The 26,325-nt window shown below is 61.2% G+C and carries 22 protein-coding genes; 9 read left to right on the top strand and 13 right to left on the bottom strand.

Going from position 1 to position 26,325, the window contains the following annotated elements; translation table 11 throughout:
• The 7 genes from BM416_RS07490 to mreB form a co-directional block, all read right to left on the bottom strand.
• Nucleotides 1-849 (bottom strand): carbon-nitrogen hydrolase family protein, encoded by an 849-nt coding sequence (locus tag BM416_RS07490; protein ID WP_092486993.1) that lies wholly within the window; start codon nucleotides 847-849, stop codon nucleotides 1-3.
• 48 nt (nucleotides 850-897) lie between these two features.
• On the bottom strand, nucleotides 898-4,713 hold the full coding sequence (locus tag BM416_RS07485; RefSeq protein WP_092486990.1) for a YhdP family protein: 3,816 nt from the start codon (nucleotides 4,711-4,713) through the stop codon (nucleotides 898-900).
• Nucleotides 4,714-4,789: 76 nt separating this feature from the next.
• The gene (gene rng, locus BM416_RS07480; protein WP_092486987.1) at nucleotides 4,790-6,247 is read right to left on the bottom strand and encodes a ribonuclease G; all 1,458 of its coding nucleotides are present in this window, start codon (nucleotides 6,245-6,247) and stop codon (nucleotides 4,790-4,792) included.
• A 70-nt stretch (nucleotides 6,248-6,317) separates the two neighbouring features.
• Entirely contained in the window at nucleotides 6,318-6,914 is a 597-nt protein-coding gene (locus tag BM416_RS07475; protein WP_092486984.1) for a Maf family protein, read from the bottom strand.
• A 51-nt stretch (nucleotides 6,915-6,965) separates the two neighbouring features.
• Entirely contained in the window at nucleotides 6,966-7,454 is a 489-nt protein-coding gene (mreD, locus tag BM416_RS07470; protein ID WP_027604826.1) for a rod shape-determining protein MreD, read from the bottom strand.
• Nucleotides 7,454-8,527: a rod shape-determining protein MreC gene (mreC, locus tag BM416_RS07465; protein WP_371856050.1), complete on the bottom strand. Its 1,074-nt coding sequence runs from the start codon at nucleotides 8,525-8,527 to the stop codon at nucleotides 7,454-7,456. The genes mreD and mreC overlap by 1 nt, the downstream gene beginning before the upstream one ends.
• 186 nt (nucleotides 8,528-8,713) lie before the next feature.
• Nucleotides 8,714-9,751, bottom strand: coding sequence for a rod shape-determining protein MreB (mreB, locus tag BM416_RS07460; protein ID WP_002555108.1), 1,038 nt, complete (start codon nucleotides 9,749-9,751; stop codon nucleotides 8,714-8,716).
• A 210-nt stretch (nucleotides 9,752-9,961) separates the two neighbouring features.
• Between mreB and gatC the strand changes: the two genes are divergently transcribed.
• The 6 genes from gatC to BM416_RS07430 all read left to right on the top strand — a co-directional run bounded on the left by gatC (nucleotide 9,962) and on the right by BM416_RS07430 (nucleotide 15,186).
• A complete protein-coding gene (gatC, locus tag BM416_RS07455) occupies nucleotides 9,962-10,249 on the top strand; it encodes an Asp-tRNA(Asn)/Glu-tRNA(Gln) amidotransferase subunit GatC (protein WP_003171764.1) in 288 nt (95 codons plus the stop codon).
• A 16-nt stretch (nucleotides 10,250-10,265) separates the two neighbouring features.
• Entirely contained in the window at nucleotides 10,266-11,717 is a 1,452-nt protein-coding gene (gene gatA / locus BM416_RS07450; RefSeq protein WP_092486978.1) for an Asp-tRNA(Asn)/Glu-tRNA(Gln) amidotransferase subunit GatA, read from the top strand.
• A gap of 10 nt (nucleotides 11,718-11,727) precedes the next feature.
• Entirely contained in the window at nucleotides 11,728-13,173 is a 1,446-nt protein-coding gene (gene gatB / locus BM416_RS07445; protein ID WP_053131586.1) for an Asp-tRNA(Asn)/Glu-tRNA(Gln) amidotransferase subunit GatB, read from the top strand.
• A 159-nt stretch (nucleotides 13,174-13,332) separates the two neighbouring features.
• Complete coding sequence (locus tag BM416_RS07440; protein WP_027604830.1) at nucleotides 13,333-13,704, top strand: septal ring lytic transglycosylase RlpA family protein; 372 nt, start codon at nucleotides 13,333-13,335, stop codon at nucleotides 13,702-13,704.
• A 58-nt stretch (nucleotides 13,705-13,762) separates the two neighbouring features.
• Complete coding sequence (locus tag BM416_RS07435; protein WP_092486975.1) at nucleotides 13,763-14,809, top strand: calcium/sodium antiporter; 1,047 nt, start codon at nucleotides 13,763-13,765, stop codon at nucleotides 14,807-14,809.
• Nucleotides 14,806-15,186 carry a carboxymuconolactone decarboxylase family protein gene (locus BM416_RS07430; RefSeq protein WP_027604832.1) on the top strand — a complete coding sequence of 127 codons (381 nt, stop codon included), beginning with the start codon at nucleotides 14,806-14,808 and terminating at the stop codon, nucleotides 15,184-15,186. The genes BM416_RS07435 and BM416_RS07430 overlap by 4 nt, the downstream gene beginning before the upstream one ends.
• On the opposite strand, the gene BM416_RS07425 is transcribed toward BM416_RS07430, so the two are convergent.
• From BM416_RS07425 to kdgD, 5 genes are all read right to left on the bottom strand, one after another.
• A complete protein-coding gene (locus BM416_RS07425; RefSeq protein WP_027604833.1) occupies nucleotides 15,183-16,124 on the bottom strand; it encodes an AEC family transporter in 942 nt (313 codons plus the stop codon). The two genes, BM416_RS07430 and BM416_RS07425, sit on opposite strands and share 4 nt — an antisense overlap.
• 165 nt (nucleotides 16,125-16,289) lie before the next feature.
• A complete protein-coding gene (garD, locus tag BM416_RS07420; RefSeq protein WP_092486972.1) occupies nucleotides 16,290-17,843 on the bottom strand; it encodes a galactarate dehydratase in 1,554 nt (517 codons plus the stop codon).
• 11 nt (nucleotides 17,844-17,854) lie between these two features.
• A complete protein-coding gene (locus BM416_RS07415; RefSeq protein ID WP_027604835.1) occupies nucleotides 17,855-19,219 on the bottom strand; it encodes an MFS transporter in 1,365 nt (454 codons plus the stop codon).
• Between the two features lie 98 nt (nucleotides 19,220-19,317).
• Nucleotides 19,318-20,763 carry an aldehyde dehydrogenase family protein gene (locus BM416_RS07410; RefSeq protein WP_092486970.1) on the bottom strand — a complete coding sequence of 482 codons (1,446 nt, stop codon included), beginning with the start codon at nucleotides 20,761-20,763 and terminating at the stop codon, nucleotides 19,318-19,320.
• A 54-nt stretch (nucleotides 20,764-20,817) separates the two neighbouring features.
• The gene (kdgD, locus tag BM416_RS07405; RefSeq protein WP_027604837.1) at nucleotides 20,818-21,729 is read right to left on the bottom strand and encodes a 5-dehydro-4-deoxyglucarate dehydratase; all 912 of its coding nucleotides are present in this window, start codon (nucleotides 21,727-21,729) and stop codon (nucleotides 20,818-20,820) included.
• Between the two features lie 242 nt (nucleotides 21,730-21,971).
• Between kdgD and BM416_RS07400 the strand changes: the two genes are divergently transcribed.
• Together BM416_RS07400 and BM416_RS07395 are read left to right on the top strand one after the other, a co-directional pair.
• The gene (locus tag BM416_RS07400) at nucleotides 21,972-23,126 is read left to right on the top strand and encodes a phospholipase (protein ID WP_092486967.1); all 1,155 of its coding nucleotides are present in this window, start codon (nucleotides 21,972-21,974) and stop codon (nucleotides 23,124-23,126) included.
• A gap of 275 nt (nucleotides 23,127-23,401) precedes the next feature.
• Nucleotides 23,402-23,644, top strand: a complete 243-nt coding sequence (locus tag BM416_RS07395; RefSeq protein WP_092486964.1) for a hypothetical protein — start codon at nucleotides 23,402-23,404, stop codon at nucleotides 23,642-23,644.
• Between the two features lie 36 nt (nucleotides 23,645-23,680).
• On the opposite strand, the gene BM416_RS07390 is transcribed toward BM416_RS07395, so the two are convergent.
• Entirely contained in the window at nucleotides 23,681-24,427 is a 747-nt protein-coding gene (locus BM416_RS07390) for a FadR/GntR family transcriptional regulator (RefSeq protein ID WP_027604839.1), read from the bottom strand.
• Nucleotides 24,428-24,705: 278 nt separating this feature from the next.
• On the opposite strand from BM416_RS07390, the gene BM416_RS07385 reads away from it, so the two are divergent.
• Nucleotides 24,706-26,295 (top strand): glucan 1,4-alpha-maltotetraohydrolase domain-containing protein, encoded by a 1,590-nt coding sequence (locus BM416_RS07385; RefSeq protein WP_092486961.1) that lies wholly within the window; start codon nucleotides 24,706-24,708, stop codon nucleotides 26,293-26,295.
• Nucleotides 26,296-26,325 lie beyond the last annotated feature (30 nt).

Genomic DNA, 26,325 nt, shown 5'->3' with positions numbered 1-26,325 from the left:
TCATCGTTCTGAGGCAGGCCGCTGGGCACCCTGCGAGAAAAAGCGCCGATGGTTGACCACCGGCATGCGCGTCCGTATCGACGCCTGTTCACTGCTATCGCGTTCGGCCAGCAACACCGCTTCGCCTTGATCCTGTTGTGCCAGCACCTGGCCCCATGGGTCGACGATCGCCGCATGACCATAGGTTTCCCGTGGCCCTGGATGCACACCGCCCTGGGCGGCGGCCAGCAGGTAACACTGGGTTTCGATGGCCCGTGCACGAATCAGCACATCCCAGTGGGCGGCACCGGTCACGGCGGTAAAGGCCGAGGGCGCGGTAATCAATTCAGCACCCGCCGCGCGCAGCTCGCTGTACAGCTCGGGGAAGCGCAAGTCGTAGCACACCGTCAGGCCCAAACGGCCGACCGGCGTATCCGCCACCACCACGTTACTCCCGAAAGCATAGTCATCGGACTCCCGATAGCGACCCCGGGCGTCCGCCACGTCCACATCAAACAAATGCAGCTTGTCGTAACGGGCGACGACTTCGCCGCGATCATCGATCAGCAGCGAGCAGGCATTGGATTTGGCGTGCGGTTGATCCTTGGGCGGCAACGGCAGTGTGCCAGCCACTATCCATAAGGTGAGGTCGCGGGCGGTCTGTTTCAACCATGGCAGGATCGGACCTTCACCCAGCGCCTCGGCGCGGCCGATATCCGCCACGTCGCGGCGGCCCATGGCGGCAAAGTTTTCCGGCAGCACCGCCAGCTTCGCACCGCCGGCCGCCGCTTGTTCCAACAAGCGCCGGGCCTGGACCAGGTTGGCCAGCACATCGCTCTGACTGACCATTTGGATTACTGCAAAGGACATGGGCCGATACTCCGTAAAAGGCATGGGGCCATGCTACTCCACAGGCTCTCAGTTTGGTTTTTCAAAGGGCTTGTCGAAGGTGATTTTTGGATCCTTCCATGGGCCTTCCACCTTGTATTGCACGCTGGCGAAACGCGAAACACGGTCACCGATCAGCTTGTCGATCAGGAACAGTGCTCCACCAATCGCCGGCGCGCCCACGATCAGCGCGGCAATCGGCAGGTTGTTGGTCACCGGCAAGGTCACCAGCAACTTGGCATCGACACGGTCAGCCACCAGGTCCAGGGTGCCATTGAGCTCCAGGTTGCTCGACGGGCCGGTCATGGTGATCGGCTCGCGCGTCACGAACACGCCATTGCTGGCGACCAATTGGCCCTTGACCCGGTCATAACTCAAGCCTTTGCCCAGCAGGTCGGAGAAGTCCAGGCGCAGGCGGCGTCCGATGGAGTTGAAGTTGAGCAGGCCGAATACCCGCAGCGCCTGGGCACCACCTTCCACCTCGACAAACTGACCTTTACGGAACGTCGCATCCAGGCTGCCGGAGAAACGTTTAGGCCCGACCCAGGCCGGCGAACCCGGCCAACGCCCATCCACATCCAGGTGGAAATCCTCGCTGGTGACCGTGGGCGCATAGCCCCAGCCCTTGAGTACATCGGCGATGTTCTTGCCGTCCAGGCGCCCCTTGTACCAACTGCTGCTGTCACCCGAAACACCTTCCCATCCGCCGGCGCCCTTGAGTTGCATACCCTTGAGGCCCAGGTCCAGCGTATTGAAGGCCAGGCCTTTGGCCGTTGGCCGGATCTTGAGTGACCAGGCGCCAATCAGGTCCGGCCCCTGGAACAGCTGGTCAATGGCGATATCCAACGCCGGAATATCCTTGGGATCGATACTGGCCAACGGGTCCGGTGCATTTTCATCAGCCTGTACCGTCGGGTCCACCGCCGGCAGCTTCACGTATTGCAGGTTGACCGCAATCGGCGCGCCCTTGGCATCCGGCAGGTTCACCGCCCCCTTGGCCTGCTGGCTGTCGAACTGTAAGCCCCAGGCAGCGGGCTTTCGATCCAGCTGCAGGTTGACCTGATCGAACTGGGTACCCAGGCCGGTGAGCTTGCCAATCTTGAACTCGGCACCGCTGAGCAACTGCTTGGCACTGCCACCCGGGTCATTGCCAGCATACTGGTTCACCAGTTTTTTCCACGGGTCGATATCCAGCTCCGAGAGCACGCCACGGATGCGCAAGCCCTTGGCGCCTGGCAGCACGGCATCGCCATCGCCGAGGAACAACTCGCCACGGCCGTCATTGAGTTTGTCCGGCGGCGCGGCAAAGGTGAAGTTGGCCAACTCACCGTAATCAAACCAATAGCGACGCTCAGCCCCCTGCAAGGTCATGCGGAATACGCTGTCACGTCCCTGGCTGGCCGGCATGCCGAACGGCGCAGGCAAGTCCACTGCAACGCCCTTGAGGTTGGAGCTGACCATCAGTTGGCTGTCGGCACCGTCCAGGTTGAGCTGCAACTGATACGAAATATCACCGGACACCGGCAACGGCTGACTGACTTTCAACCAATCCGTCAGACGCTTGACCGTCACCTGCCCCTTGGCAGCGACACGGGTGCTGATATTGCCTGGCTTGCCATCGGCAAAGATCTGCGCGGTGATCGGCCGGTCAAATGCCTGGGCGGTAATCTTTTCGCCGCTCAAGCCCTTGGTGCTGTCGAAGCGGAAATTGCCCTTGAGCTGCGTCAGGTCCAGAGGCGGTTCCGCCAATTGCAGGCGTGCCTTGTCAGTCTGGAAATCCACCACAATCCTGGGCTCGATGCCCTTGACCAGCGGAACGTCCAGATCCAGCGAGCCCTGCAGGTCTCCTTCGCCTTTCCAGCCGGCGAAGGTGGAGGCCGTACCGATTGGCGCTTCCTGGAGAATCTTCAGCCCATCGCCCAGGCCACCGGCAAAACCACCGGTAAGCAGCAGATGGCTTTCCTTGCCGGACGGCGCGTGGGGAATATTGACGTAGACGTCCTTGACCTTGGTGTCGAGCAACTGCCCCTTGCTGGCCAGGATGCGTACGCCCGCCTCTTCGACAAACACTTCGCCATTGACCTTGTTCACATGGGGCCAACCCGGCTGGAACGCCAGTTCGGCGTCATGCACCTTGAAGAACAGGCTGATATTGCGCGCAGCCGGCAATGCGTCGTGGTTCAGCGAGCCCTGGTACTGGAAGAACCCCTGGTCCACCGCGCCCTTGAGAATTGCCGTGCGCAGCCACTCATCCAACGCGGGGCTCAGTACGGCCGGCAGGTATTTAGGGGTAAAGCGTCCATCGCCATCGACCATACCGACCCGCAGGTCCATATAGTCCTCCTGGCTGTGGTCGAAATGCAGGCGAATCAGGAAGTCGGCAGCGATCTTGCCCTCTTCCCCCAGCACCTTGATATACGGGGCGATCAGGGTGAAGCCTTGTTTATCCAGCTTCCAAGTCAGGCGTGCATTGGCCTGGAGGTACTGCCAGGGCTTGGCGAAGATCGGATCGAGGTGCAGGGAAAAATCCTTGCTGTCCATGCGCAACTCGCCCTGGCCCAGGTCGCCGCTGATGCTGCCGGAAACGTTGCGTGCGGCCGGCGCACCGAAGTAGGCGTCAAACCCGACCCGTTCCAGGTTGGCGGCAAAGCTGACTTTTTGATCGGTGGTGTCTTGAGGACGGAAATCCACCAGCACATTACGCAGCAGGCCGGTGGCCTTCAGGTGCTCGACGGTCTTGGCGACACCTTCCGGCAGTGGCGCCAGGGCGTTGAGCAACGGTGTGATGGGGGTCAGGTCGATGCGATCAGCCTGCAGCTTCCAGGCTTCCAGGGCCGTGTCAGTCGCCAGGGTCTGCTGCAATTGCAGGCGCGATTCCCATCGGGTCTCGCCCAGGTTCATCGCCAGGGAATCAAACAACACCTTCAAGCCGGTATCACTGCGTTGCAGATAGGCCGTAAGTGCAAGGTTTTCGATATGGACCGGCTTGCGTTCGGCGTAGCTGCCCTTCACCTGCGGCGAGTTGAGGCGCACCACCGCACGTTGCACCGTGCCTTTACCCCAGCTCAGCCAGAATTCACCGCCGGCCTTGAACTGCGTGAGTTTCCACTGCTGGGTCAGCCTGGCGGGGATCCACTTGGCCCAGTCGCTCTGCGGCAGGCTCAGGTAGGCCTCGATTTCAGCGTCCTTCCACTGGCTCGCGCGAATGCGGCTGCGCAGGCTCAGGGCAAGGGGCTGGCCGTCGGGCAAGGTCAGGCGGGCGTCCAGGCGCTGGCGGGTGACGCCCGTGTGCAGGCTCAAGCCCACATACGTCAGGGTCAGCGGCGCCTGGTCGAACGGTTGCAGGGTGACCTGGCTGTCGAGCAGCGATACGCGCTTGACCATCTGCATGCGCTTGAGCAATTGCTCCGGGTCCAGCGGCTGATCGTCCTGCATCGGCAAGCCTTGCAGCGCCCAATGGCCGTCCTTGTCTTCCTTGGCGCTCAGTTGCAGGCCACTGACTTCCAGGTGCGCAATACGCACTTCGCGCGCCGTCAGGCTGGCCCACATATCCGGCACCACTTCGACCTGATCCAGGCGCAAGGCACTGCTGCCCTCGCCGACCATTACGTCGTGGGCCAGCAACACGGGCGCAAAACCGCTCCAGCGGCCTTCAAGGCTGCCGATGTGCACAGGCATGTCCACCGCAGCCTGGGCCTTGGCTTCGATTTCCGCGCGGTATTCGGCCACCAGCGGGGTCAATTCACGCCCCAGGCTCACGTACACCGCCGCCAACACCAGCAGCAAGGCGCACAGCCCAAGGCCCCAACGGGTCAAAGCGGCAAAAAAGCGTATCAGACGCTCCATGTCAGGCGACCCTCAAGGCAGTAGTCGGACTGCAGATCAACGTCTGCGAGTCGCGTAAAAAGAAAGCGAATGGGGATCAGAGCAGCACCACGTCATATTGTTCCTGGGAATACATGGTTTCGACCTGGAAGCGAATCGTACGCCCGATAAACCCCTCCAATTCAGCCACGTTACCGGATTCTTCATCCAGCAGGCGGTCGACCACTTTCTGGTTGGCGAGCACTCTATAACCTTCGGCCTGGTAGGCCCGTGCCTCTCGGAGGATTTCCCGGAAAATCTCGTAGCAAACCGTTTCCGGAGTCTTCAACTTACCGCGGCCCTGGCAACTGCTGCAGGGCTCGCACAGCACCTGCTCCAGGCTCTCGCGGGTGCGCTTGCGGGTCATCTGCACCAGGCCCAGTTCGGTGATGCCGATGATATTGGTCTTGGCGTGATCGCGTTCCAGCTGTTTTTCGAGTGTGCGCAGTACCTGGCGCTGGTGCTCTTCATCTTCCATGTCGATGAAGTCGATGATGATGATGCCGCCCAGGTTACGCAGGCGCAGTTGTCGAGCAATCGCCGTGGCCGCTTCGAGATTGGTCTTGAAGATGGTCTCTTCAAGGTTGCGATGGCCTACGAACGCGCCGGTGTTGACGTCGATGGTGGTCATCGCTTCCGCCGGGTCCACCACCAGGTAGCCACCGGACTTGAGCGGCACCTTGCGCTCCAGGGCTTTCTGGATTTCGTCCTCGACGCCATACAGGTCGAAGATCGGCCGTTCGCCAGGATAATGCTCCAGGCGATTGGCAATTTCCGGCATCAGCTCGGCAACAAATTGCGTGGTGCGCTGGAAGGTTTCCCGCGAGTCGATGCGAATTTTCTCGATCTTGGGGCTGACCAGGTCGCGCAATGTGCGCAGGGCCAGGCCCAGGTCTTCGTAGATCACACTCGGCGCGCCGATGGTCTTGATCTGTGCGCCGATCTGGTCCCACAGGCGCCGCAGGTAGCGAATGTCCATGAGGATTTCGTCGGCACCGGCGCCCTCGGCTGCGGTACGCAGGATAAAGCCGCCCGCTTCCTTGATACCTTCGGCGGCCACGCAGTCGCTGACCACCTTTTTCAGGCGCTCGCGCTCGGCTTCGTCTTCAATCTTCAGGGAAATGCCGACATGGGCGGTGCGCGGCATGTAAACCAGGTAGCGCGACGGAATCGACAGTTGAGTGGTCAGGCGTGCGCCCTTGGAGCCGATGGGGTCCTTGGTGACTTGCACCACCAGGCTCTGCCCTTCATGCACCAAGGCACTGATGCTTTCCACCGCCGGCCCTTCGCGCAGGGAGATCTCCGAGGCGTGGATAAATGCCGCCCGGTCCAGGCCGATATCGACAAATGCCGCCTGCATCCCCGGCAACACCCGCACCACCTTGCCCTTATAGATATTGCCGACGATCCCGCGTTTCTGGGTGCGCTCGACATGCACTTCTTGCAGAACACCGTTCTCTACCACCGCCACGCGCGATTCCATCGGCGTGATATTGATCAGAATCTCTTCACTCATGGCTGGGTCTCGTTCAGGCGTTTTCACAATAGTGACCGGTCGCTTAAGGCTGGGCGCTGGAGTCACGTGCTCAGCGCGCGGTAAGGTTTTGCCAACAGGGTATGCCGAATTGGGCAAGCAGTTGCGCGGTTTCGCACACCGGCAGGCCTACCACGGCGGAATAACTGCCATTGAGCCCGGCCACAAACACCGAGCCAAGCCCTTGGATAGCATAGCCGCCCGCCTTGTCCTGGGGTTCGCCGCTGTGCCAGTAGCTTGTAGCCTCCTCGACAGAAATCCCACGGAAAAGTACACGACTGCTTACACATTGGGTTTCACAGCGCTGGCCGTCAGTCAGGGCAATCGCAGTCAGAACTTCATGTTCACGCCCCGCCAGTGCCATCAACATCGCCAACGCATCGGCTTGGTCTACGGGCTTGCCGAGGATCTTGCCGTCCACGATCACTGCGGTATCGGCGCCCAGGACGCAGGCGGTCGAGCTTTGCCCGAGCGCAGCAAAACCCGCTGCGGCCTTACCGCGAGCGAGACGCTCGACGTAGGAAACAGGGGTTTCGTTTGTAAGAGGGGTTTCATCAATGGCGGCGCTGACCACGGTGAAAGGCACACCGATCTGGGTCAGCAGTTCACGCCGCCTCGGGGAGCCCGAGGCCAGATATAGCGAATTCATTGCAGACTCTCCCTGTGGGGTTCGATAACCAGGCAGAGCCTCGCAATCCATTCAATTGATTTTATAGCGACGACGTAACCCGCGCAGGCCGAAACTGATCCACGGCCACAGCAGCGCACTGACCAGGGCCGGCAATACCAGCGCCAGGGTTGGCTGGCGGTTGCCGGTCAGGGCACTGAGCCACAACTGTACCAACTGCGCCAGGCCAAAGATCACCAGGATCACCAGGCATTGCTGCCACATCGGGAACATGCGCAGGCGCTGCTGCAACGACAGCACCAGGAAGGTGATCAGGGTCAGGATCAACGCGTTCTGGCCCAGCAAGGTGCCATACAGCACATCTTCCGCCAACCCCAGGAACATCGCCGTCACCATGCCCACTTTATGCGGCAGGTTCAGCGACCAGAATGCCAGCAGCAATGCCAGCCACAGCGGACGCAGGATCTCCATGAACTGCGGCAGCGGCGAAACGCTGAGCAGCAAACCGATGGCGAATGTCAGCCAGACGATCCAGCCATTGCTCGAATGAGTACCGGCCATTATTCCTCCCTCTGCCGTGTGGTGGCCGGGGCTGCGGCTGGAGGCTTCGCAGCGGGCGTCGTAGTGGCAGGCGTGGTGGCCGGCGGTTTCGCTGCAGTCGGTTTCACCGCGCGCGCGCTATGGGCCGCAGGCTTGACCGGTGTGGCCACAGGCGCAGTAGCTGTCGGAGTTGCCGCCGGTACAACGGGGGTAGTCGACTGAGGCTTGGGCACGGTCGCAGGAATGATCGGCGCAGTGCCGTTCTTCTTGTCTTCCGCTTCCTGGGCCTGGGCGGCGTCGTTGGCGCGTTCTTCCGGAGTACGGTTGTCGCTGAACACCAGCAACAGGTAGCGGCTGCGGTTCAGGGCGGCAGTGGGTACGGCACGCACAATGGCGAAGGGCTGGCCGGAATCGTGGATCACTTCCTTGACCGTTGCCACCGGATAGCCTGCCGGGAACCGCTGGCCCAGGCCGGAGCTGACCAGCAGGTCGCCTTCCTTGATGTCGGCCGTATCCGCCACGTGACGCAATTCCAGGCGCTCAGGGTTACCGGTACCGCTGGCAATCGCGCGCAAGCCGTTACGGTTGACCTGCACCGGAATGCTGTGGGTGGTGTCCGTCAGCAGCAGAACCCGCGAGGTGTAGGGCATCAGCTCGACTACCTGCCCCATCAGTCCCCGAGCATCCAGTACCGGCTGACCAAGGACCACACCGTCGCGCTCACCCTTGTTGATGATGATGCGATGGGTAAAGGGGTTGGGGTCCATGCCGATCAACTCGGCCACTTCGACCTTTTCGTTGACCAGCGCGGAAGAGTTAAGCAACTCGCGCAGCCGAACGTTCTGCTCGGTGAGGGCCGCCAGCTTTTGCATGCGCCCCTGCAACAGCAGGTTTTCGGTCTTGAGTTTTTCGTTCTCGGCAACCAGCTCGGTGCGGCTGCCAAATTGGCTGGCCACGCCCTGGTAGAGACGTTGCGGCAGGTCGGTGATCCAGTAGGTCTGCATCAACACCAGCGACATTTGGCTACGCACCGGCTTGAGCAGCGCAAAGCGGGCATCGACCACCATCAATGCGACCGAAAGCACGACCAGCACCAATAAGCGCACGCCCAATGAGGGGCCTTTGGCGAAAAGCGGTTTAATAGGCCGCTCCTCCCAGGCAAATGTTCTCTTTATTCATACGGCATCTAACCGGCCTGGATGCAGATTGAAGAAGATAAACGCCAACAGGCAGCACTGCAAAGTGCTGCCTGCGGGCGAAACATGGTGCAACCAACGGTCTTATTCGCTGGAGAGCAGGTCCATGGTGTGTTTATCCATCATTTCCAGTGCACGACCACCGCCACGGGCGACGCAGGTCAGCGGGTCTTCGGCGACGATCACCGGCAGGCCGGTTTCCTGGGCCAGCAGCTTGTCGAGGTCGCGCAACAGGGCGCCACCACCGGTCAGCACCAGGCCTCGCTCGGCGATATCGGACGCCAGCTCCGGCGGCGATTGCTCCAGGGCGCTCTTCACAGCCTGAACGATGGTGGCCAGGGACTCTTGCAGAGCTTCCAGCACTTCATTGGAGTTCAGGGTGAAGGCACGTGGAACACCTTCGGCCAGGTTGCGACCGCGAACATCGACTTCGCGAACTTCGCCGCCCGGGTAAGCGGTACCGATTTCCTGCTTGATGCGCTCGGCGGTGGATTCGCCGATCAGGCTGCCGTAGTTGCGACGTACATAAGTGATGATCGCTTCGTCGAAACGGTCGCCGCCTACGCGTACGGATTCGGCATACACCACACCGTTCAGGGAGATCAGGGCGATTTCAGTGGTACCACCACCGATATCCACCACCATCGAACCGCGCGCTTCTTCAACCGGCAGGCCGGCACCGATCGCAGCAGCCATCGGCTCTTCGATCAGGAACACTTCGCGGGCACCGGCGCCAAGCGCCGATTCACGGATGGCACGACGCTCCACCTGGGTGGATTTGCACGGAACGCAGATCAGCACACGAGGGCTGGGCTGCAGGAAACTGTTTTCGTGAACCTTGTTGATGAAGTACTGCAGCATCTTTTCGCAGACGCTGAAGTCGGCGATCACGCCGTCTTTCATCGGACGAATGGCAGCAATATTGCCTGGTGTTCGGCCGAGCATGCGCTTGGCCTCGGTGCCGACGGCAACGACACTTTTCTGATTACCATGGGTCCGAATGGCCACAACCGATGGCTCATTCAGGACGATACCGCGCTCGCGCACGTAAATAAGGGTGTTGGCAGTGCCCAGGTCAATGGAAAGATCGCTGGAAAACATGCCACGCAGTTTCTTGAACATGGGGAAAGGACCCTAGGCAACGCGTGGGTAAAAAAGTGCGGCAAACTCTAACAACGACAGGGATTTTGGGCAAGGCGCCAATGTGCTAAATTGGCCGACTTTCTGTGCACCAACCCCCACAATCGCGGCCGTAAGACCGTAGAAATGCGGTAGTGTTCCGACAATCTAACACACGGACAGCCTCCGTTCTGTTTTCCACTGGAGATTCCCATGGCGCTTGAACGCTCCGACGTGGAAAAAATCGCTCATCTGGCCTCGCTTGGCCTGAATGAAGCCGATCTTCCACAGACCACCGCAGCCCTGAACAGCATTCTCGGGCTGGTTGACCAAATGCAGGCCGTGAATACCGACGGCATCGAGCCCCTGGCTCACCCGCTGGAAGCCAGCCAGCGCCTGCGCGCAGACGTCGTGACCGAGCGCAATAATCGCGAGGCCTACCAGTCCATCGCGCCAGCGGTCGAAAACGGCCTGTACCTGGTTCCGAAAGTCATCGACTAAAGGGAAAGAGCCTTTCATGCATCACATGACTCTGGCCGAGATCGCCCGCGGTCTCGCCGACAAAAAGTTTTCCTCCGAAGAGCTGACCAAGACCCTGCTTGCGCGCATCGCCGAGCTGGACCCCAAGGTCAACAGCTTCATCAGCCTCACCGAAGAGCTGGCCTTGAGCCAGGCCAAGGCCGCGGATGTACGCCGCGCCAACGGTGAAAACGGTGCCCTGCTGGGCGCACCTATCGCCCACAAGGACCTGTTCTGCACCCAGGGCGTGCGCACCAGCTGCGGCTCGAAGATGCTCGACAACTTCAAGGCGCCCTACGACGCCACCGTGGTCGCCAAGCTGGCCGCTGCCGGGGCCGTGACCCTGGGCAAGACCAACATGGACGAATTCGCCATGGGGTCGGCCAACGAGTCGAGCTACTACGGCGCGGTGAAGAACCCATGGAACCTGGAACACGTGCCCGGCGGTTCATCCGGTGGTTCGGCTGCGGCCGTTGCCGCGCGCTTCCTGCCAGCCGCCACGGCCACCGACACCGGCGGCTCGATCCGCCAGCCGGCGGCCTTCACCAACCTCACCGGCCTGAAGCCGACCTACGGTCGCGTTTCCCGCTGGGGCATGATCGCCTACGCCTCCAGCCTCGATCAGGGCGGGCCCCTGGCCCGCACGGCCGAAGACTGCGCGATTTTGTTACAAGGCATGGCAGGCTTCGACACGCAGGACTCCACCAGCATCGATGAACCGGTGCCGGACTACAGCGCCAGCCTCAACACTTCGCTCAAGGGCCTGCGCATCGGCGTGCCGAAGGAATACTTCAGCGCCGGTCTCGACCCGCGCATTGCCGAATTGGTGCACAACAGCGTCAAGGAGCTGGAAAAGCTCGGCGCGGTGATCAAGGAAATCAGCCTGCCGAACAACCAGCATGCGATTCCTGCCTACTACGTGATCGCGCCGGCAGAAGCCTCTTCCAACCTGTCGCGTTTCGACGGCGTGCGCTTCGGCTACCGCTGCGAGAACCCGCAGGACCTGACCGACCTGTACAAACGCTCCCGTGGCGAAGGCTTCGGCGCCGAAGTGCAACGCCGGATCATGGTCGGTGCCTACGCCCTGTCCGCCGGCTATTACGACGCGTACTACCTCAAGGCGCAAAAGATCCGTCGCCTGATCAAGAACGACTTCATGGCTGCCTTTGAAGAAGTCGACGTGATCCTCGGCCCAACCACGCCGAACCCGGCCTGGAAGATCGGTGCCAAGACCGGCGACCCGATTGCCGAGTACCTGGAAGACCTCTACACCATCACCGCCAACCTCGCGGGCCTGCCGGGCTTGTCCATGCCTGCCGGTTTCGTCGATGGCCTGCCGGTGGGCGTGCAATTGCTCGCCCCGTATTTCCAGGAAGGCCGCCTGCTCAATGTGGCGCACCAGTACCAGTTGAACACCGACTGGCACACTCGCACCCCTACCGGCTTCTGAGGAGAACACTATGCAATGGGAAGTTGTGATCGGGCTGGAGATTCATACCCAGCTCGCCACCCAATCGAAGATTTTCTCCGGTAGCGCCACCACGTTCGGCTCCGAGCCCAACACCCAGGCCAGCCTGGTAGACCTGGGCATGCCCGGCGTACTGCCGGTGCTGAACCAGGAAGCCGTGCGCATGGCGGTGATGTTCGGCCTGGCGATTGACGCCGAGATCGGCCAGCACAACGTGTTCGCGCGCAAGAACTACTTCTACCCGGACCTGCCCAAGGGCTACCAGATCAGCCAGATGGAATTGCCGATCGTCGGCAAGGGCTACCTGGACATCCCATTGGAAGACGGCACCATCAAGCGTGTCGGCGTCACCCGTGCGCACCTGGAAGAAGACGCCGGCAAGAGCCTGCACGAAGAGTTCAACGGTGCCACCGGTATCGACCTGAACCGTGCCGGCACCCCGCTGCTGGAGATCGTGTCCGAGCCGGACATGCGCAGTGCCAAGGAAGCCGTGGCCTACGTCAAGACTATCCACGCGCTGGTGCGTTACCTGGGCATCTGTGACGGCAACATGGCCGAAGGCTCGCTGCGTTGCGACTGCAACGTGTCGGTGCGGCCAAAAGGCCAGGCCGAGTACGGCACTCGCTGCGAGATCAAGAACGTCAACTCGTTCCGCTTTATCGAGAAGGCGATCAACACCGAAGTACGGCGCCAGATCGAATTGATCGAGGACGGCGGCAAGGTGATCCAGCAAACGCGCCTGTACGACCCGAACAAAGACGAAACCCGCGCCATGCGCAGTAAAGAGGAAGCCAACGACTACCGTTACTTCCCCGATCCGGACCTGTTGCCGGTGGTGCTTGAGGATTCGTTCCTCAATGACATCCGCGCCACCCTACCGGAATTGCCACCGCAAAAACGCGAGCGCTTCCAGGCGCAGTTCGGCCTGTCGGTCTACGATGCCAGCGTGCTGGCTTCGAGCCGTGAGCAAGCCGACTACTTCGAAAAGGTCGTGAGCATCGCCGGCGACGCCAAGCTGGCGGCCAACTGGGTGATGGTCGAGCTGGGCAGCCTGTTGAACAAACAGGGCCTGGAGATCGACGAAGCGCCGGTGTCGGCCGAGCAATTGGGCGGCATGCTGCTGCGCATCAAGGACAACACCATCTCCGGCAAAATCGCCAAGACCGTGTTCGAAGCCATGGCCAGCGGTGAAGGCAGCGCCGACGAGATCATCGAGAAACGCGGCCTCAAGCAAGTCACCGACAGCGGCGCCATCTCGGCCGTGCTGGATGAAATGCTGGCGGCCAACGCCGAGCAGGTCGAACAGTACCGTGCCGCAGACGAAGCCAAGCGCGGCAAGATGTTCGGTTTCTTTGTCGGCCAGGCGATGAAAGCCTCCAAAGGCAAGGCCAACCCGCAACAGGTGAACGAACTGCTCAAAAGCAAGCTCGAAGGCTGATTGCGATGAATGGTCCGGGCGAGACTTCATGCCTGACTCGGACTCCCTGTGGGAGGGGGCTTGCCCCCGATAGCAGAGTGTCAGTCACTGCTGTTTTGACTGAATCACCGCTATCGGGGGCAAGCCCCCTCCCACATTTGTGATGGGGGCACCTTGATAATGAAGCGTCTATTAGGCCTATGGGCTCTATTCTCACTGCTGGCCGGCTGCGCCAGCGGCCTCATCGACCCCAACGGCTACGACGAAACCGGCACCGCCTCTTATTACGGCGCCAGACACCATGGCAAAAAAACTGCCAGCGGTGAACCCTTCAACCAGAACGCCCTGACCGCCGCCCACCGGCGACTGCCCTTCGGCACCCAGGTCAAGGTCACCAATCTCGACAACGACAAATCCGTCGTGGTCCGCATCAACGATCGCGGCCCGCATACCCGTGGGCGCTTGATCGATCTATCACGCAAGGCGGCCGAGCAACTGGGTATGCTGAGCAGCGGCACCGCGCGGGTTCGCGTGCAAGCCCTGAGCAATTGAAGACGGAGCCCTGGCCATTTTCGGATTAACCGCCCTCTCGCCCTGGAGCCTGCTCGAACTGGTCAGCGGCCTGGTGCTGCTGATCCTCGGCGCCGAAATCCTGGTGCGCGCCGCCGTGCGCCTGGCCGCCAGCCTCAAGGTGCGGCCGCTGATCATCGGCCTTACGGTCGTCGCCTTCGGCAGCAGCGCGCCCCAGATGACCGTCAGCCTGCAGGCCACCCTGGCCGGCAATACCGACATTGCCGTGGGCAGCGTGATCGGCAGCAGCATCTTCAACATCCTCGTGACCCTGGGCCTGTCGGCGCTGATCATCCCCCTGCGCGTCTCGCGGCAGCTGGTGCGCGTGGATATTCCGGTGATGATCCTCGCCGGGCTGCTGGTGTTTACCCTGGCGGCCAATGAAGAACTGACGCCGGTCGATGGCCTGCTGCTGCTGATTGCCCTGCTGGCCTACCTCGGCGTGCTGCATTACCAGACCCGCCATTCGCGCCGCCCGCGCACCCTGGATACCGTCGCCCGGGCGCCCTGGCTGAGCAGTGTGCTGCAGATGCTGGGCGGGCTGTTGATCCTGGTGCTGGCCGGGCACTTGCTGCTCGGCGCGGCGGTGGATGTGGCGGCGGACCTGGGCCTGTCGGAGCGCATCATCGGCCTAACGCTGATCGGCGTCGGCACGTCGCTGCCCTGCCTGGCCACCTCACTGATTGCCGCCCTGCGCGGCCAGCGGGAAATTGCCGTGGGCAACGTGATCGGCAGCAACCTGTTCAACCTGCTGGGCGTATTGGGGCTGACCGCGCTGCTCGCGCCTTCGCCGCTGTCGGTGTCGCCCAACGCCCTGGACTTCGACCTGCCGGTGATGCTCGGCGTGGTGGTGCTGTGCCTGCCGGTGTTTTATACCGGTTACCGCGTCACCCGCGCCGAAGGCCTGGTGCTGCTGGGCCTGTACCTGGCGTATGGGCTGCACGTGATGTCGTTCACCACCGGCATGCCCCTGGCCAACAAGCTTGAACAACTGATGCTGTATTACGTCCTGCCAGCGCTGATGGCTTTCCTGTTGTTCAGCACGCTGCGAGCCTGGCGCCGCCAACACAAGAGGGAATCGCAATGACCGATCAGAAAAAGCCCGGGGTTGAAATGCGTCGCCAGGTGATGGGCGATGTGTTCGTCGACCGCGCCCTGGGCAACGCCACCGAATTCACCCAGCCGCTGCAGGACTTCGTCAACGAACATGCCTGGGGCAGCGTGTGGAGCCGCGAAGGTTTGCCGCTGAAGACGCGCAGCCTGATTACCCTGGCCGCCCTCACCGCGCTCAAGTGCCCCCAGGAGCTCAAGGGCCACGTGCGTGGCGCATTGAACAACGGCTGTACTGTGGAGGAAATTCGCGAAGCGCTGCTGCATTGCGCGGTGTATGCCGGCGTACCGGCGGCGATCGATGCGTTTCGGGCGGCGCAGGAAGTCATCGACACCTATCAGAAAGAAGGCTAGATCCAGCCACCCGCCTGCAACACGAAAATCCCGATATTCGTGGTCACTGCCGCCATCAGCGTGGTGATCACGATAATCGCCGCCGCCAGTTCATGATTGCCCTCGGCCGCCCTGGCCATCACGAAGCTCGCCGCAGCGGTTGGCGCACCGAAGTACAGGAACAGGATCCCCAACTCCGGCCCGCGAAAGCCCAGCAGCCACGCGCCCAGGGTCGCGACCACCGGCAGCCAGACCATCTTCATCAAGCTCGCGCTCAGCGCCATATTGCCGCTCTTGCGCAGCGCCGCCAGGGACAAAGTGCCACCAATGCAGATCAATGCCAGCGGCAAGGTGGTGTCCGCCAGGTACTGCATGGATTTTTCCAGCCAGCCCGGCAGGCCAATCTGAAAATACGCGAACGGCGCCGCCACGATCACGCTGATGATCAGCGGGTTGGCCACCACACTTTTGCAGATGCTCCACGGGTCGGACTTGATCACTGGGCTGTACACCGCCAGCACAATGGTCGACAGGGTGTTGTAGAACAGGATCACCAGCGCCGCGAGGATCGCGCCGAGGGAAATGCCGTAGTCGCCATACATGCTGGCCGCCAGGGCCAGGCCGATCACCCCGTTGTTGCCGCGAAACGCGCCCTGGGTGTAGATGCCCCGGTCTTCACGCTTGCAGCGAAAAATCGCCCAGCCCCAGGCCAGGGCAAAGCTCAGCAGCGTGGCGACGGCAAAATAGATCAGCAACCCCGGCTTGAGCGCCGAGTGCAGGTCGGCGTGGAGGATGCCGAGGAACAGCAGCGCCGGCATGGTGACGTTGAACACCAGGGACGAAGCCGTGTGGATAAAGTTGTCGTTGATCCAGTTGATGCGCTTGAGCAGCACACCCAGGAACAGCATGGCGAATACCGGCGCAGTGATGGTGAGGGTGGTGAGGAAAATTGCCAGCATGCCGGGGAGAACCTTGGTGAACGTCGTCAGGAGGCTAATGATAAGCCATACAGCCCAACGGCGTCTGATAGACCGCTATCGGGGGCAAGCCCCCTCCCACAGTTTGAATTGTGACGACCTTCAAGTGTGGGAGGGGGCTTGCCCCCGATGGCAGGCGACGCGGTCTCAGGTAATCGGCGCCGGGTTGAACAAGGTGATGTCGTTATGCAGCTTGTGATGTTCCGCCCAGGTCTGCTTCTTACCGCTGGCCACGTCCAGGTAGAAGTGGAACAACTCCCAGCCCAATTCCTCGATGGTCGCGCGCCCGGTGGCAATGCGCCCGGCGTCGATATCGATAAGGTCCGGCCAGCGCTGCGCCAGCTCCGTACGCGTCGAGACCTTCACCACCGGCGCCATCGCCAGCCCATAAGGCGTGCCACGCCCCGTGGTGAACACATGCAGGTTCATCCCCGCCGCCAATTGCAGGGTGCCGCAGACAAAGTCACTGGCCGGCGTGGCGCAAAAGATCAGGCCCTTGCTTTTGAAGCGCTCGCCAGGGCCCAGCACGCCGTTGATCGCGCTGCTGCCGGACTTGACGATGGAGCCCAGGGACTTCTCGACAATGTTCGACAGCCCGCCCTTCTTGTTGCCTGGCGTGGTGTTGGCACTGCGATCCGCTTCACCCTTGGCCAGGTAACGGTCGTACCAGTCCATTTCCCTGACCAACTCTTCGGCAACTTCCTTCGTCTCTGCGCGCGAAGTCAGCAGGTAAATGGCATCACGCACTTCGGTGACTTCGGAAAACATCACCGTCGCCCCGGCCCGCAGCAACAGATCCGAGGCATAGCCCAGTGCCGGGTTGGCGGTGATACCGGAAAACGCATCACTGCCGCCGCACTGCATGCCCAGGATCAACTCGGACGCCGGCACGGTTTCTCGGCGACGCTGGTCGAGCTTCTTCAGGCGCACTTCGGCCAGCTCCATGATCTGTTCGATCATTTCGGTAAAGCCGTGGCTGGAATCCTGCAACCGATACAGCCACGGCTCGCTGAGGTCGACGGAGCTGTCGTTGTCGTGCATCACTTGCCCGGCCTGCAATTTCTCGCAGCCCAGGCTGATCACCAGGGCTTCGCCGCCCAGGTTCGGATTGCGCGCCAGGTTACGCACGGTACGGATCGGGATGTAGGCATCCGTCGCGGTGATCGCCACCCCGCAGCCGTAGCTGTGGGTCAGAGCCACCACGTCATCGACGTGCGGGTACTTGGGCAGCAATTCGTCCTTGATGCGCTTGACCGCATGGTCCAGCACGCCCGTCACGCACTGCACCGTGGTGGTGATGCCGAGGATATTGCGCGTGCCCACGGTACCGTCGGCGTTGCGATAGCCCTCGAAGGTAAACCCCTCCAACGGTGCCTGGGTTTCAGGCACCTCGGTGGACAGCGGCAAGCTGTCCAGCGGTGGCGCGGTGGGCATGCGCAGTTGATCTTCCTGGACCCAACTGCCGCGCGGAATCGGCGCCAGGGCGTAACCGATGGTCTGTCCGTAGCGAATAATCTGACCGCCTTCGGGGATGTCTTCCAGGGTCACTTTGTGGCTCTGGGGGATGAAATCCACGGTCACCAAGCCGTCCGGGAACTCGGTTCCGGCCGGTACGCCCTGGTCGTTGACCACGATCACTACGTTGTCGCGCTCGTGCAGGCGGATGGAGCGCGGCGAGTCGGCATGTTCAATCAACTGCATCACGGGGCCCCTCAGGAATGCGCTTCGGTTAGGTTGGTCAACTCAGGCCCCTTGCTTGGCGGCTCTTTGAGTACTACACGCTTGATCGGGCCGACGATGACCAGATAGCTGAACACCGCCACCAGCGCGTTGGCGCCGACAAACACCAAGGCCCACTTGAACGAGCCGGTGGTGCTGATGATGTAGCCGATGACAATCGGCGTGGTGATCGACGCGAGGTTACCGAAGGTGTTGAACAGGCCGCCACTGAGACCGGCGATTTGTTTCGGCGAGGTGTCGGACACGACCGCCCAGCCCAGTGCGCCGACGCCCTTGCCGAAGAAGGCCAAGGCCATGAAGCCCACCACCATCCACTCAACGTCAACGTAGTTACACGCGATGATGCTGCTGGAGACCAGCAGGCCTGCAATGATCGGCGCCTTGCGGGCGAACGTCAGCGAATGGCCTTTGCGCAGCAGATAGTCGGAAATCACCCCGCCCAGCACGCCACCGATAAACCCGCAGATCGCCGGCAACGAGGCGATGAAACCGGCCTTGAGGATGGTCATGCCGCGGTCCTGCACCAGGTACACCGGGAACCAGGTCAGGAAGAAGTAGGTGATGCCGTTGATGCAGTACTGGCCCAGGTACACGCCAAGCATCATGCGGTTGGTCAGCAACTGACGGATGTAATCCCACTTCGGACCGTCGGTTTTCTTACCCTTGCCCTTGTCCTGGTCCATATCGACCATCGCGCCATTGGCGGCGATATGATTGAGCTCGGCTTCGTTGATCATCGGGTGCTGGCGCGGGCTGTGGATAACTTTCAGCCAGATCAGCGAGAACACGATGCCGATCACGCCCATCACGATAAACACGTGCTGCCAGCCGAAGCGGTAGACGATCCAGCCCATCAGCGGCGCGAACAACACCGTGGCGAAGTACTGCGCCGAGTTGAAGATCGCCGAGGCCGTACCGCGCTCGGCGGTCGGGAACCAGGCGGCAACAATGCGCGCGTTGCCCGGGAAGGACGGCGCCTCAGCCAGGCCCACCATGAAGCGCAGCATGAACAGCGCAACCACTGCGGTGGAGACACCGAACTCACCGACATAGCCTTGCAGCACGGTGAACAGTGACCAGGTGAAGATGCTCAGGGCGTAGACTTTTTTCGAGCCGAATCGGTCCAGCAGCCAGCCACCGGGGATTTGCCCGGCCACGTAGGCCCAACCGAATGCGGAGAAGATATAACCGAGGGTGACCGCGTCGATGCCGAGGTCTTTTTGCAGGCTGGAGCCCGCGATTGCGATGGTGGCCCGGTCGGCGTAGTTGATCGTGGTCACGAGGAACAGCATGAGCAGGATCAAATAGCGGACATGGGTCGGCTTGGTCGCTTGCATGTAGAAGTACTCCCACTAATTATTTTTTTTGCGGGTAATGGTTTTCTGTTTTTGTCGTAGGGACCGGCAGGCCTCCGGCCCCCACTGGGTGTTGCGTATTACGAACCGATGTAGCTGGTTTTCACCACGGTGTAGAACTCCTGCGCATAGCGACCTTGCTCCCGCGAGCCATAGGACGAGCCTTTACGGCCACCGAATGGAACGTGGTAATCCACGCCTGCGGTCGGCAGGTTGACCATCACCATCCCCGCCTGGGAATGACGCTTGAAGTGGTTGGCGTACTTCAACGAGGTGGTGGCAATGCCCGCCGACAAACCGAACTCGGTGTCGTTGGCCATGGCCAGCGCCGCCTCGTAGTCCGCCACGCGCACGACGTTGGCGACCGGGCCGAAGATCTCTTCACGGCTGATGCGCATGGCGGCTTCGCTGTCGGCAAACAGCGTCGGCGCCAGGTAGTAGCCTTCGGTGTCGCAGGTGACCAGGCCGCCACCGCTCACCAGCCGCGCGCCTTCGCTTTGGCCGATGTCGATGTACTTCATGTCCTGGTCCAGTTGGGCCTGGGAAACCACCGGGCCGATGTCGGTGCCGCTTTTGAGCGCGTGGCCGACCTTGATCGACTTCATGCGCTCGGCCATGGCCGCGACGAACTGGTCGTGAATACCGGCGGTGACGATCAGGCGGCTGGACGCCGTGCAACGCTGGCCGGTGGAGTAGAACGCGCTCTGTACCGACAACTCGACGGCCTGCTTGAGGTCAGCGTCGTCAAGAATGATCTGCGGGTTCTTGCCGCCCATTTCCAACTGCACTTTGGCTTGGCGCGATACACAGCTGACAGCGATCTGGCGACCCACACCGACGGAACCGGTGAAGCTGATGCCGTCGACTTTCGGGCTGTTGACCAGCACATCGCCCACCACACGGCCGCTGCCCATTACCAGGTTGAACACACCGGCAGGGAAACCGGCGCGGGAGATGATCTCCGCCAGGGCCCAGGCGCAGCCCGGTACCAGTTCAGCCGGCTTGATCACCACGCAGTTGCCGTAGGCCAGGGCCGGGGCGATTTTCCAGGCGGGAATGGCGATCGGAAAGTTCCACGGGGTGATCAGGCCGACCACGCCAAGGGCTTCACGGGTGACTTCCACGTTGACGCCCGGGCGTACCGACGGCACGTAGTCGCCGGACAACCGCAGGCATTCACCGGCGAAGAACTTGAAGATGTTACCGGCGCGGGTCACTTCGCCGATGGCTTCCGGCAGGGTCTTGCCTTCTTCACGGGCCAACAGGGTGCCGAGTTCTTCGCGACGGGCGAGGATTTCGCTGCCGACTTTATCCAGGGCATCGTGGCGAGCCTGGATCCCGGAAGTGGACCAGGTCGGGAATGCGGCGCGGGCGGCGTCGATGGCGGCGTTGACCTGGATGACGTCGGCCTTGGCGTATTCACCAATGACATCGGACAACTCCGACGGGTTGAGGTTGACGCAGTAGTCGGCGCCGGCAACCCATTCACCGTTGATGTAGTTCTCAAAACGCTTTACTTGGGACACGAATCTTCTCCTGACGCAAAAGGCCGCTGATTGCTCAGCGGCCTTGTGGATAATTTATTGCGGACCTTGCTTGTCGATCAGCGCGGCCAGGGCTTCGTATTCTTCCGGCAGCAGATCGGTCAGCGGCGTGCGCACAGGGCCTGCGTCATAGCCGACGATTTTTGCACCCGCCTTGACGATGCTCACGGCATAACCGGCCTTGCGGTTACGGATGTCCAGGTACGGCAGGAAGAAGTCGTCGATGATCTTGGCGACGGTAGCGTGATCGTCCTTGGCAATGGCGTGGTAGAAATCCATCGCGGTCTTCGGGATGAAGTTGAACACCGCCGAGGAGTACACCGGTACGCCCAGGGCCTTGTAGGCAGCAGCGTAGACCTCTGCGGTCGGCAGGCCGCCGAGGTAGCTGAAACGATCGCCCAGACGGCGGCGGATCGACACCATCAACTCGATGTCACCCAGGCCATCCTTGTAGCCGATCAGGTTCGGGCAGCGCTCGGCCAGACGTTCCAGCAGCGGAGCGGTCAGGCGGCACACGTTGCGGTTGTAGACCACCACACCGATCTTGACCGATTTGCACACGGCTTCAACGTGGGCGGCAACGCCGTCCTGGCTGGCTTCGGTGAGGTAGTGCGGCAGCAGCAGCAGGCCTTTGGCGCCCAGGCGCTCGGCTTCTTGCGCGTACTCGATAGCCTGGCGGGTCGAACCACCGACACCGGCGAGGATCGGCACGCTGGTGGCGCAGGTATCAACGGCGGTCTTGATCACTTGGGAATATTCGCTGGCGGCGAGGGAGAAAAACTCACCGGTGCCGCCCGCTGCGAACAAAGCAGTGGCGCCGTAGGGGGCCAGCCATTCCAGGCGCTTGATGTAGCCCGCCTGGTGGAAGTCACCCTGGGCGTTGAAATCGGTCACCGGGAAAGACAGCAGACCGTGGGAGAGGATGGACTTCAGTTCTTGTGGATTCATTATTCGAACACCCTGGGCGAAGACTTTCTATTGAAAGGTTGTTGGTTTTGTTGATGTCGTACGTCATCGTACAACTATAAATAATTTCGTCAACTGCAATTCATCGGCGTTGTGTACTTGAGGGAGTTGGAAGGCTTGGGCAGCGGTGTTCTTGACGTAGGAAATTATTCCTCTATGCTCGGCATGACTGTATATACATACAGCAATCAAGGAAGATTCCTACGACATAGCAAGGAGCTAACATGTCAGGTCCTGAACTCGCAGCACCCGCAAAAAAACCGCCTACCCTGCGCTTCGAAGGCGGAGAACACACCGCCATCGGCGACGATACGCTGTTGCGCTTCAGCAAGGACGCCCCGGCAATCCCCGCGCGGCAAGTCGAACTGCACCTGCCCAACGGGCTGGCACTCACCTACGGCCAAGTGATCGCCCTGGGCGGTGACTTTTATGGTATCCCCGGCCAGCCCATCAACGAGGGCATCTCACCTGCCGATCGTATGCAACGTTTCAGCGCCGCGTTCAACTCACTGGCCGTGCTGCCAGCCTCGCGGGACGAAGCGCCGAAGATCCTGGCGGTGATGCAAAAAGAGATCAACGCGGTCAACCAGGCGATCAAGGACGGCAAGCAAGCCCATGAAGCCTATGATGCCCTGGGTGATACGTTGTCCGAGGAATGGAACCGCATCACCGGTGGCGGCAGCGCGGTGTCGGCACTGATTCCACTGGGGCGTTACCTGAAACTGGCGGCGGACAACGCCGACCACTTCGGCGAATGGGCGCTGGCGGCCTACCTGGCGGGGCATACAGCCGCCTTGCAACAGGCTGTAGTAGCCCACCAGACCGGGACCGATCAGGCATTGGAACTGGCCTACGCCATGAACGGCTTTGCCGATCACTTCTTGACCGATCTATTTTCTGCCGGCCACCTGCGCGTGCCGCGCAAACAGCTGGCGGCGGTCGTCACACCGGGCGAACTGGGCTCGCTGATTAGCCGCTTCATGCACGATGAAGACAGCAAGTTCGGGCTCAAGGTGCGCAATGCGCTGGGGGATGAGTGGCACGCCTATGGGGATAAACGCTACTTCGACACTGTCGACGCGGCTAATCGGGTACAGGTCAAACGCGCCGTGCAGGCTTCGGCCGATGAGATCTTCGAGACCTTTATCAGCGGGATGGCGCCCTCCGCGGCTGCCTTCAAGTCGCCACTGTATGTGCCGGATCTGAATGCCGCGCAGAACCCGGCGAATAACTTTTCGCCGCTGTTCAAGATGGAGGGAGACAAAGTGCTGCGTCGCAAGGAGGTCAATGACCTCAACGACAAGCACTGGACCAATGATTGGTGGGGGTGGAGTACGTATTTGTTGCTCAAGGATTACAAGCCGAATACGCCGGCTTGAGCGGTACCGCCTGTCGATACTGTGAGTTCTAACAGTTATGTACCGTTCATCAAGGGCGGATAACACACCTCAGGGGCTTAGAAATTGGCTCCTGAGGCGATTTGTTGCAGCACTCCTGATGCCTGAAGCGTCAGGCCACCGCACCATAGTGCCGACAAGGGAACGGGCCCCAGGAAAATCAATGCGACGGAACATCAAGGACCATAACGTTGCGCCAGCTCCGGTCTGTGCTTGATTTTTGCTTCTTTTACTAAGTTTGATGAGAGAGGTGCGTCATGAAAACCACTGATGAAATTTTCGGCCTACTGGCCTCCAGTTTCGAAGCCCATCGGGACAATAAAGATCAAGACTTTGATCCCGATATGCCTTTGGCCGAGCTGATTGCTGACGAGAACGAAAGGCGTCGTGTGATTGACACGTCCGTGAAGGCGCTTCAGTTGAAGCTTCCTGATGACGTGGCGAAGAAAGCGACACTGGACTCGTTAGCGTCCTACATCCAATCAATGCAAACGTCATAGAAAACGCTGAACGGCACATAAGCCACCTGCTGACGATCAGCCTGCCCTTTCAGCCTCTTCATGAGCATGGCGCAGCCGCTCACGGCTATTGGTCAGGTGCAAGCGCATCGCCGCCCGCGCCGCATCCGAATCCTGGCGGGCAATCGCCTCATAAATCTCTTCGTGTTCGCGGCTCAGGCGCCCCATGTAGTGCTGGTGGTCATCATGGGCCAGGCGTGCCGAGTTCAGCCGCGTACGGGGGATGATGCTGGTGCCCAGGTGGGTCATGATGTCGGTGAAGTAGCGGTTGCCGGTGGACAACGCAATTTCCAGGTGGAATGCGAAGTCCGAGGCCACTGCATCACCGGCGTGCGCCGCGCTTTCATTCAGGGCATCGAGGGCCGCGCGCATGGCGGCCAGCTGTTCATCGCTACGGCGCAGTGCGGCGAGCCCGGCGGATTCCACTTCCAGGCTGATCCGCAGTTCGAGAATCGCCAGCACGTCACGCAAAGTGACTACCGTAGCCGGATCGATGCGAAAGCCGCTCGGGCTCGGCGTGTCGAGCACAAAGGTGCCGATACCATGACGGGTTTCCACCTGCCCCGCCGCCTGCAAGCGGGAGATGGCCTCGCGGACCACGGTGCGGCTGACGCCATGGGCGTCCATGATCGCCGATTCGGTGGGCAGCTTGTCGCCACGTTTGAGTTGACCATCACGGATCTGCTCGGACAGCACCGTGACCAATTCCTGGGCAAGGCTGCGGCGCTTGCGGGGAAGACGAGGGGCGGTGCTGGCGTTTTCCATGTGGAATCATCTATCTCGGTGGACTAAAACAGCATCATAGCCCATGGCGGTTGTACGATCACCGTTTGTACCGCACTTTCATGTACAAGCGGGCAGCTTTCAGCCCCGGCCGTATAGGGCTCCCGTGAAAAGGGGGTTCAAATTCGAACATAACGCGTGGCTACTTCACGCCTGGGTCTTAGTGCCAAACGTTCTCGCGCACCTGGCAATTATGACAGCAGACGGTTTTCCATCCCCGTAGCAGAGTAAAGCCTGTTCCAGCAAACAGGTGACGGGTGATGAAACGCACAGGCTGGTATTGCACAACGATTGTCTGGCTGCTGGCATGCGCCGTCTACGCTGCACCGCCGAGTGTGCGCAATGGCGGTGGCGAAGACATCCTGCTGCAGGGTTTCCACTGGAACTCCAGCCGCAATACTCCGCAGAAATGGTATGAGGTGCTGGCACAAATGGCCCCCACTATCGGCCAGGACGGCTTCACCAAAATCTGGCTGCCGCCCGCCTGGACCGATCAATCCAGTTGGAGCGACGCGACATCGGGAACGTCCGGCGGCGGTGAAGGCTACTTCTGGAGCGACTTCGACAAGAACAGCCAATACGGCAGTGACAGCCAGCTCAAACAGGCGGTCGCTGCCTTGGCAGGTGCCGGCGTGCAAGCGATATACGACGTGGTGCCCAACCATATGAACGACAAGCTGCCAAGTAAACAGATACGCTTTCCCAGGGGGCTCAAGCTGTGGCGCGATGACTGCACCGCCCCCGTCGCCTGTGATGAGGGCGATGCGTTCATGAGCGGTTCGGCCGACCTCAACACAAACAACTCGGAAGTCTCGCAGCGCTTCATGCAGGAATTCAGGAACCTGCGGGACAACTACAGCGCCAAAGGCTTGCGCTTCGATTTTGTGCGCGGCTACGCGCCGGAGCGGGTCGATGTGTGGATGAAAAACTTTGGTGACCAAGCGTTCTGCGTCGGCGAGTTGTGGAAAGGCCCCGGCGAGTATCCGGCGAACGACTGGCACAGCCAGGCCAGTTGGCAGGATGCGTTGAAGGACTGGTCGGATCGGTCCCACTGCAGCGTGTTCGATTTCGCCCTCAAGGAGCGCATGCAAAATGGCAGCTTGGCCGAGTGGCGCCACGGCTTGAATGGCAATCCCGAACCGGCATGGCGGCAGGTCGCGGTGACCTTTGTCGACAACCACGACACCGGTTATTCGCCAGGGCAATACGGCGGGCAACACCATTGGCCCCTTGCCGACCCGCAACGCAATATCGCCTATGCCTATATCCTGCTGAGCCCCGGTACGCCGACTGTGTATTGGCCCGACATGTACGACTGGGGCCGCGGCGACCTGATCCGCAAGCTGATCAGCCTGCGCAAGGACGCCGGCATCAGGGCCGATTCACCCATCAGTTTCCAGACCCACTATTCCGGATTGGTGGCCACCCTCCAAGGCAGCCGCAAGCGCCTGCTGATCGCCCTGGACTCCGACCTTTCCAAGGTGCCTGAAGGCTTCAGCCCGGCCCTGTTTGCGGACGGGCAGCGCATCCGCTCGTGGCAGGCCGCCCCGGCACCTTCCGACACCACGACCACCTTGCACTGCGACAACGTCAGGCCGGGGCTCGGCCAGGCAGTCTACGCAGTGGGGTCGCCTATCGAACTCGGCGCCTGGGACCCGGCCCACGCCATCCCACTGCAACCCGGCGCATCCAATCGCTGGAGTGGCACTGTCGTGTGGCCGACACAGCAGCACATCGAATGGAAATGCCTGATCCGCAGCCTGAGCAATGTCAACGAGGTCTACTGGCAAGACGGCCTCAACACTCAGTTCACCACGGGGGCCGCCAGCGAAACAGTGGGGAGATTTTGACAAAAAAATGCCCCGGCAGAGCCGAGGCAT

Source organism: Pseudomonas sp. NFACC42-2, from assembly GCF_900116055.1.
Taxonomy (GTDB): domain Bacteria; phylum Pseudomonadota; class Gammaproteobacteria; order Pseudomonadales; family Pseudomonadaceae; genus Aquipseudomonas; species Aquipseudomonas marginalis.
This window is presented reverse-complemented; position numbering and strand designations above follow the sequence as displayed.

Bases quoted from the DNA above. Each gene is read 5' to 3' on its own strand.
- rng (WP_092486987.1), bottom strand. From the start codon at position 6,247: ATGAGTGAAGAGATTCTGATCAATATCACGCCGATGGAATCGCGCGTG.
- BM416_RS07430 (WP_027604832.1), top strand. From the start codon at position 14,806: ATGACCGATCAGAAAAAGCCCGGGGTTGAAATGCGTCGCCAGGTGATG.
- gatC (WP_003171764.1), top strand. From the start codon at position 9,962: ATGGCGCTTGAACGCTCCGACGTGGAAAAAATCGCTCATCTGGCCTCG.
- BM416_RS07385 (WP_092486961.1), top strand. From the start codon at position 24,706: ATGAAACGCACAGGCTGGTATTGCACAACGATTGTCTGGCTGCTGGCA.
- BM416_RS07485 (WP_092486990.1), bottom strand. From the start codon at position 4,713: ATGGAGCGTCTGATACGCTTTTTTGCCGCTTTGACCCGTTGGGGCCTT.
- gatA (WP_092486978.1), top strand. From the start codon at position 10,266: ATGCATCACATGACTCTGGCCGAGATCGCCCGCGGTCTCGCCGACAAA.
- gatB (WP_053131586.1), top strand. From the start codon at position 11,728: ATGCAATGGGAAGTTGTGATCGGGCTGGAGATTCATACCCAGCTCGCC.
- kdgD (WP_027604837.1), bottom strand. From the start codon at position 21,729: ATGAATCCACAAGAACTGAAGTCCATCCTCTCCCACGGTCTGCTGTCT.
- mreD (WP_027604826.1), bottom strand. From the start codon at position 7,454: ATGGCCGGTACTCATTCGAGCAATGGCTGGATCGTCTGGCTGACATTC.
- garD (WP_092486972.1), bottom strand. From the start codon at position 17,843: ATGCAGTTGATTGAACATGCCGACTCGCCGCGCTCCATCCGCCTGCAC.
- BM416_RS07475 (WP_092486984.1), bottom strand. From the start codon at position 6,914: ATGAATTCGCTATATCTGGCCTCGGGCTCCCCGAGGCGGCGTGAACTG.
- BM416_RS07395 (WP_092486964.1), top strand. From the start codon at position 23,402: ATGAAAACCACTGATGAAATTTTCGGCCTACTGGCCTCCAGTTTCGAA.
- mreB (WP_002555108.1), bottom strand. From the start codon at position 9,751: ATGTTCAAGAAACTGCGTGGCATGTTTTCCAGCGATCTTTCCATTGAC.
- BM416_RS07400 (WP_092486967.1), top strand. From the start codon at position 21,972: ATGTCAGGTCCTGAACTCGCAGCACCCGCAAAAAAACCGCCTACCCTG.
- BM416_RS07490 (WP_092486993.1), bottom strand. From the start codon at position 849: ATGTCCTTTGCAGTAATCCAAATGGTCAGTCAGAGCGATGTGCTGGCC.
- BM416_RS07390 (WP_027604839.1), bottom strand. From the start codon at position 24,427: ATGGAAAACGCCAGCACCGCCCCTCGTCTTCCCCGCAAGCGCCGCAGC.
- BM416_RS07440 (WP_027604830.1), top strand. From the start codon at position 13,333: ATGAAGCGTCTATTAGGCCTATGGGCTCTATTCTCACTGCTGGCCGGC.
- BM416_RS07415 (WP_027604835.1), bottom strand. From the start codon at position 19,219: ATGCAAGCGACCAAGCCGACCCATGTCCGCTATTTGATCCTGCTCATG.
- BM416_RS07425 (WP_027604833.1), bottom strand. From the start codon at position 16,124: ATGCTGGCAATTTTCCTCACCACCCTCACCATCACTGCGCCGGTATTC.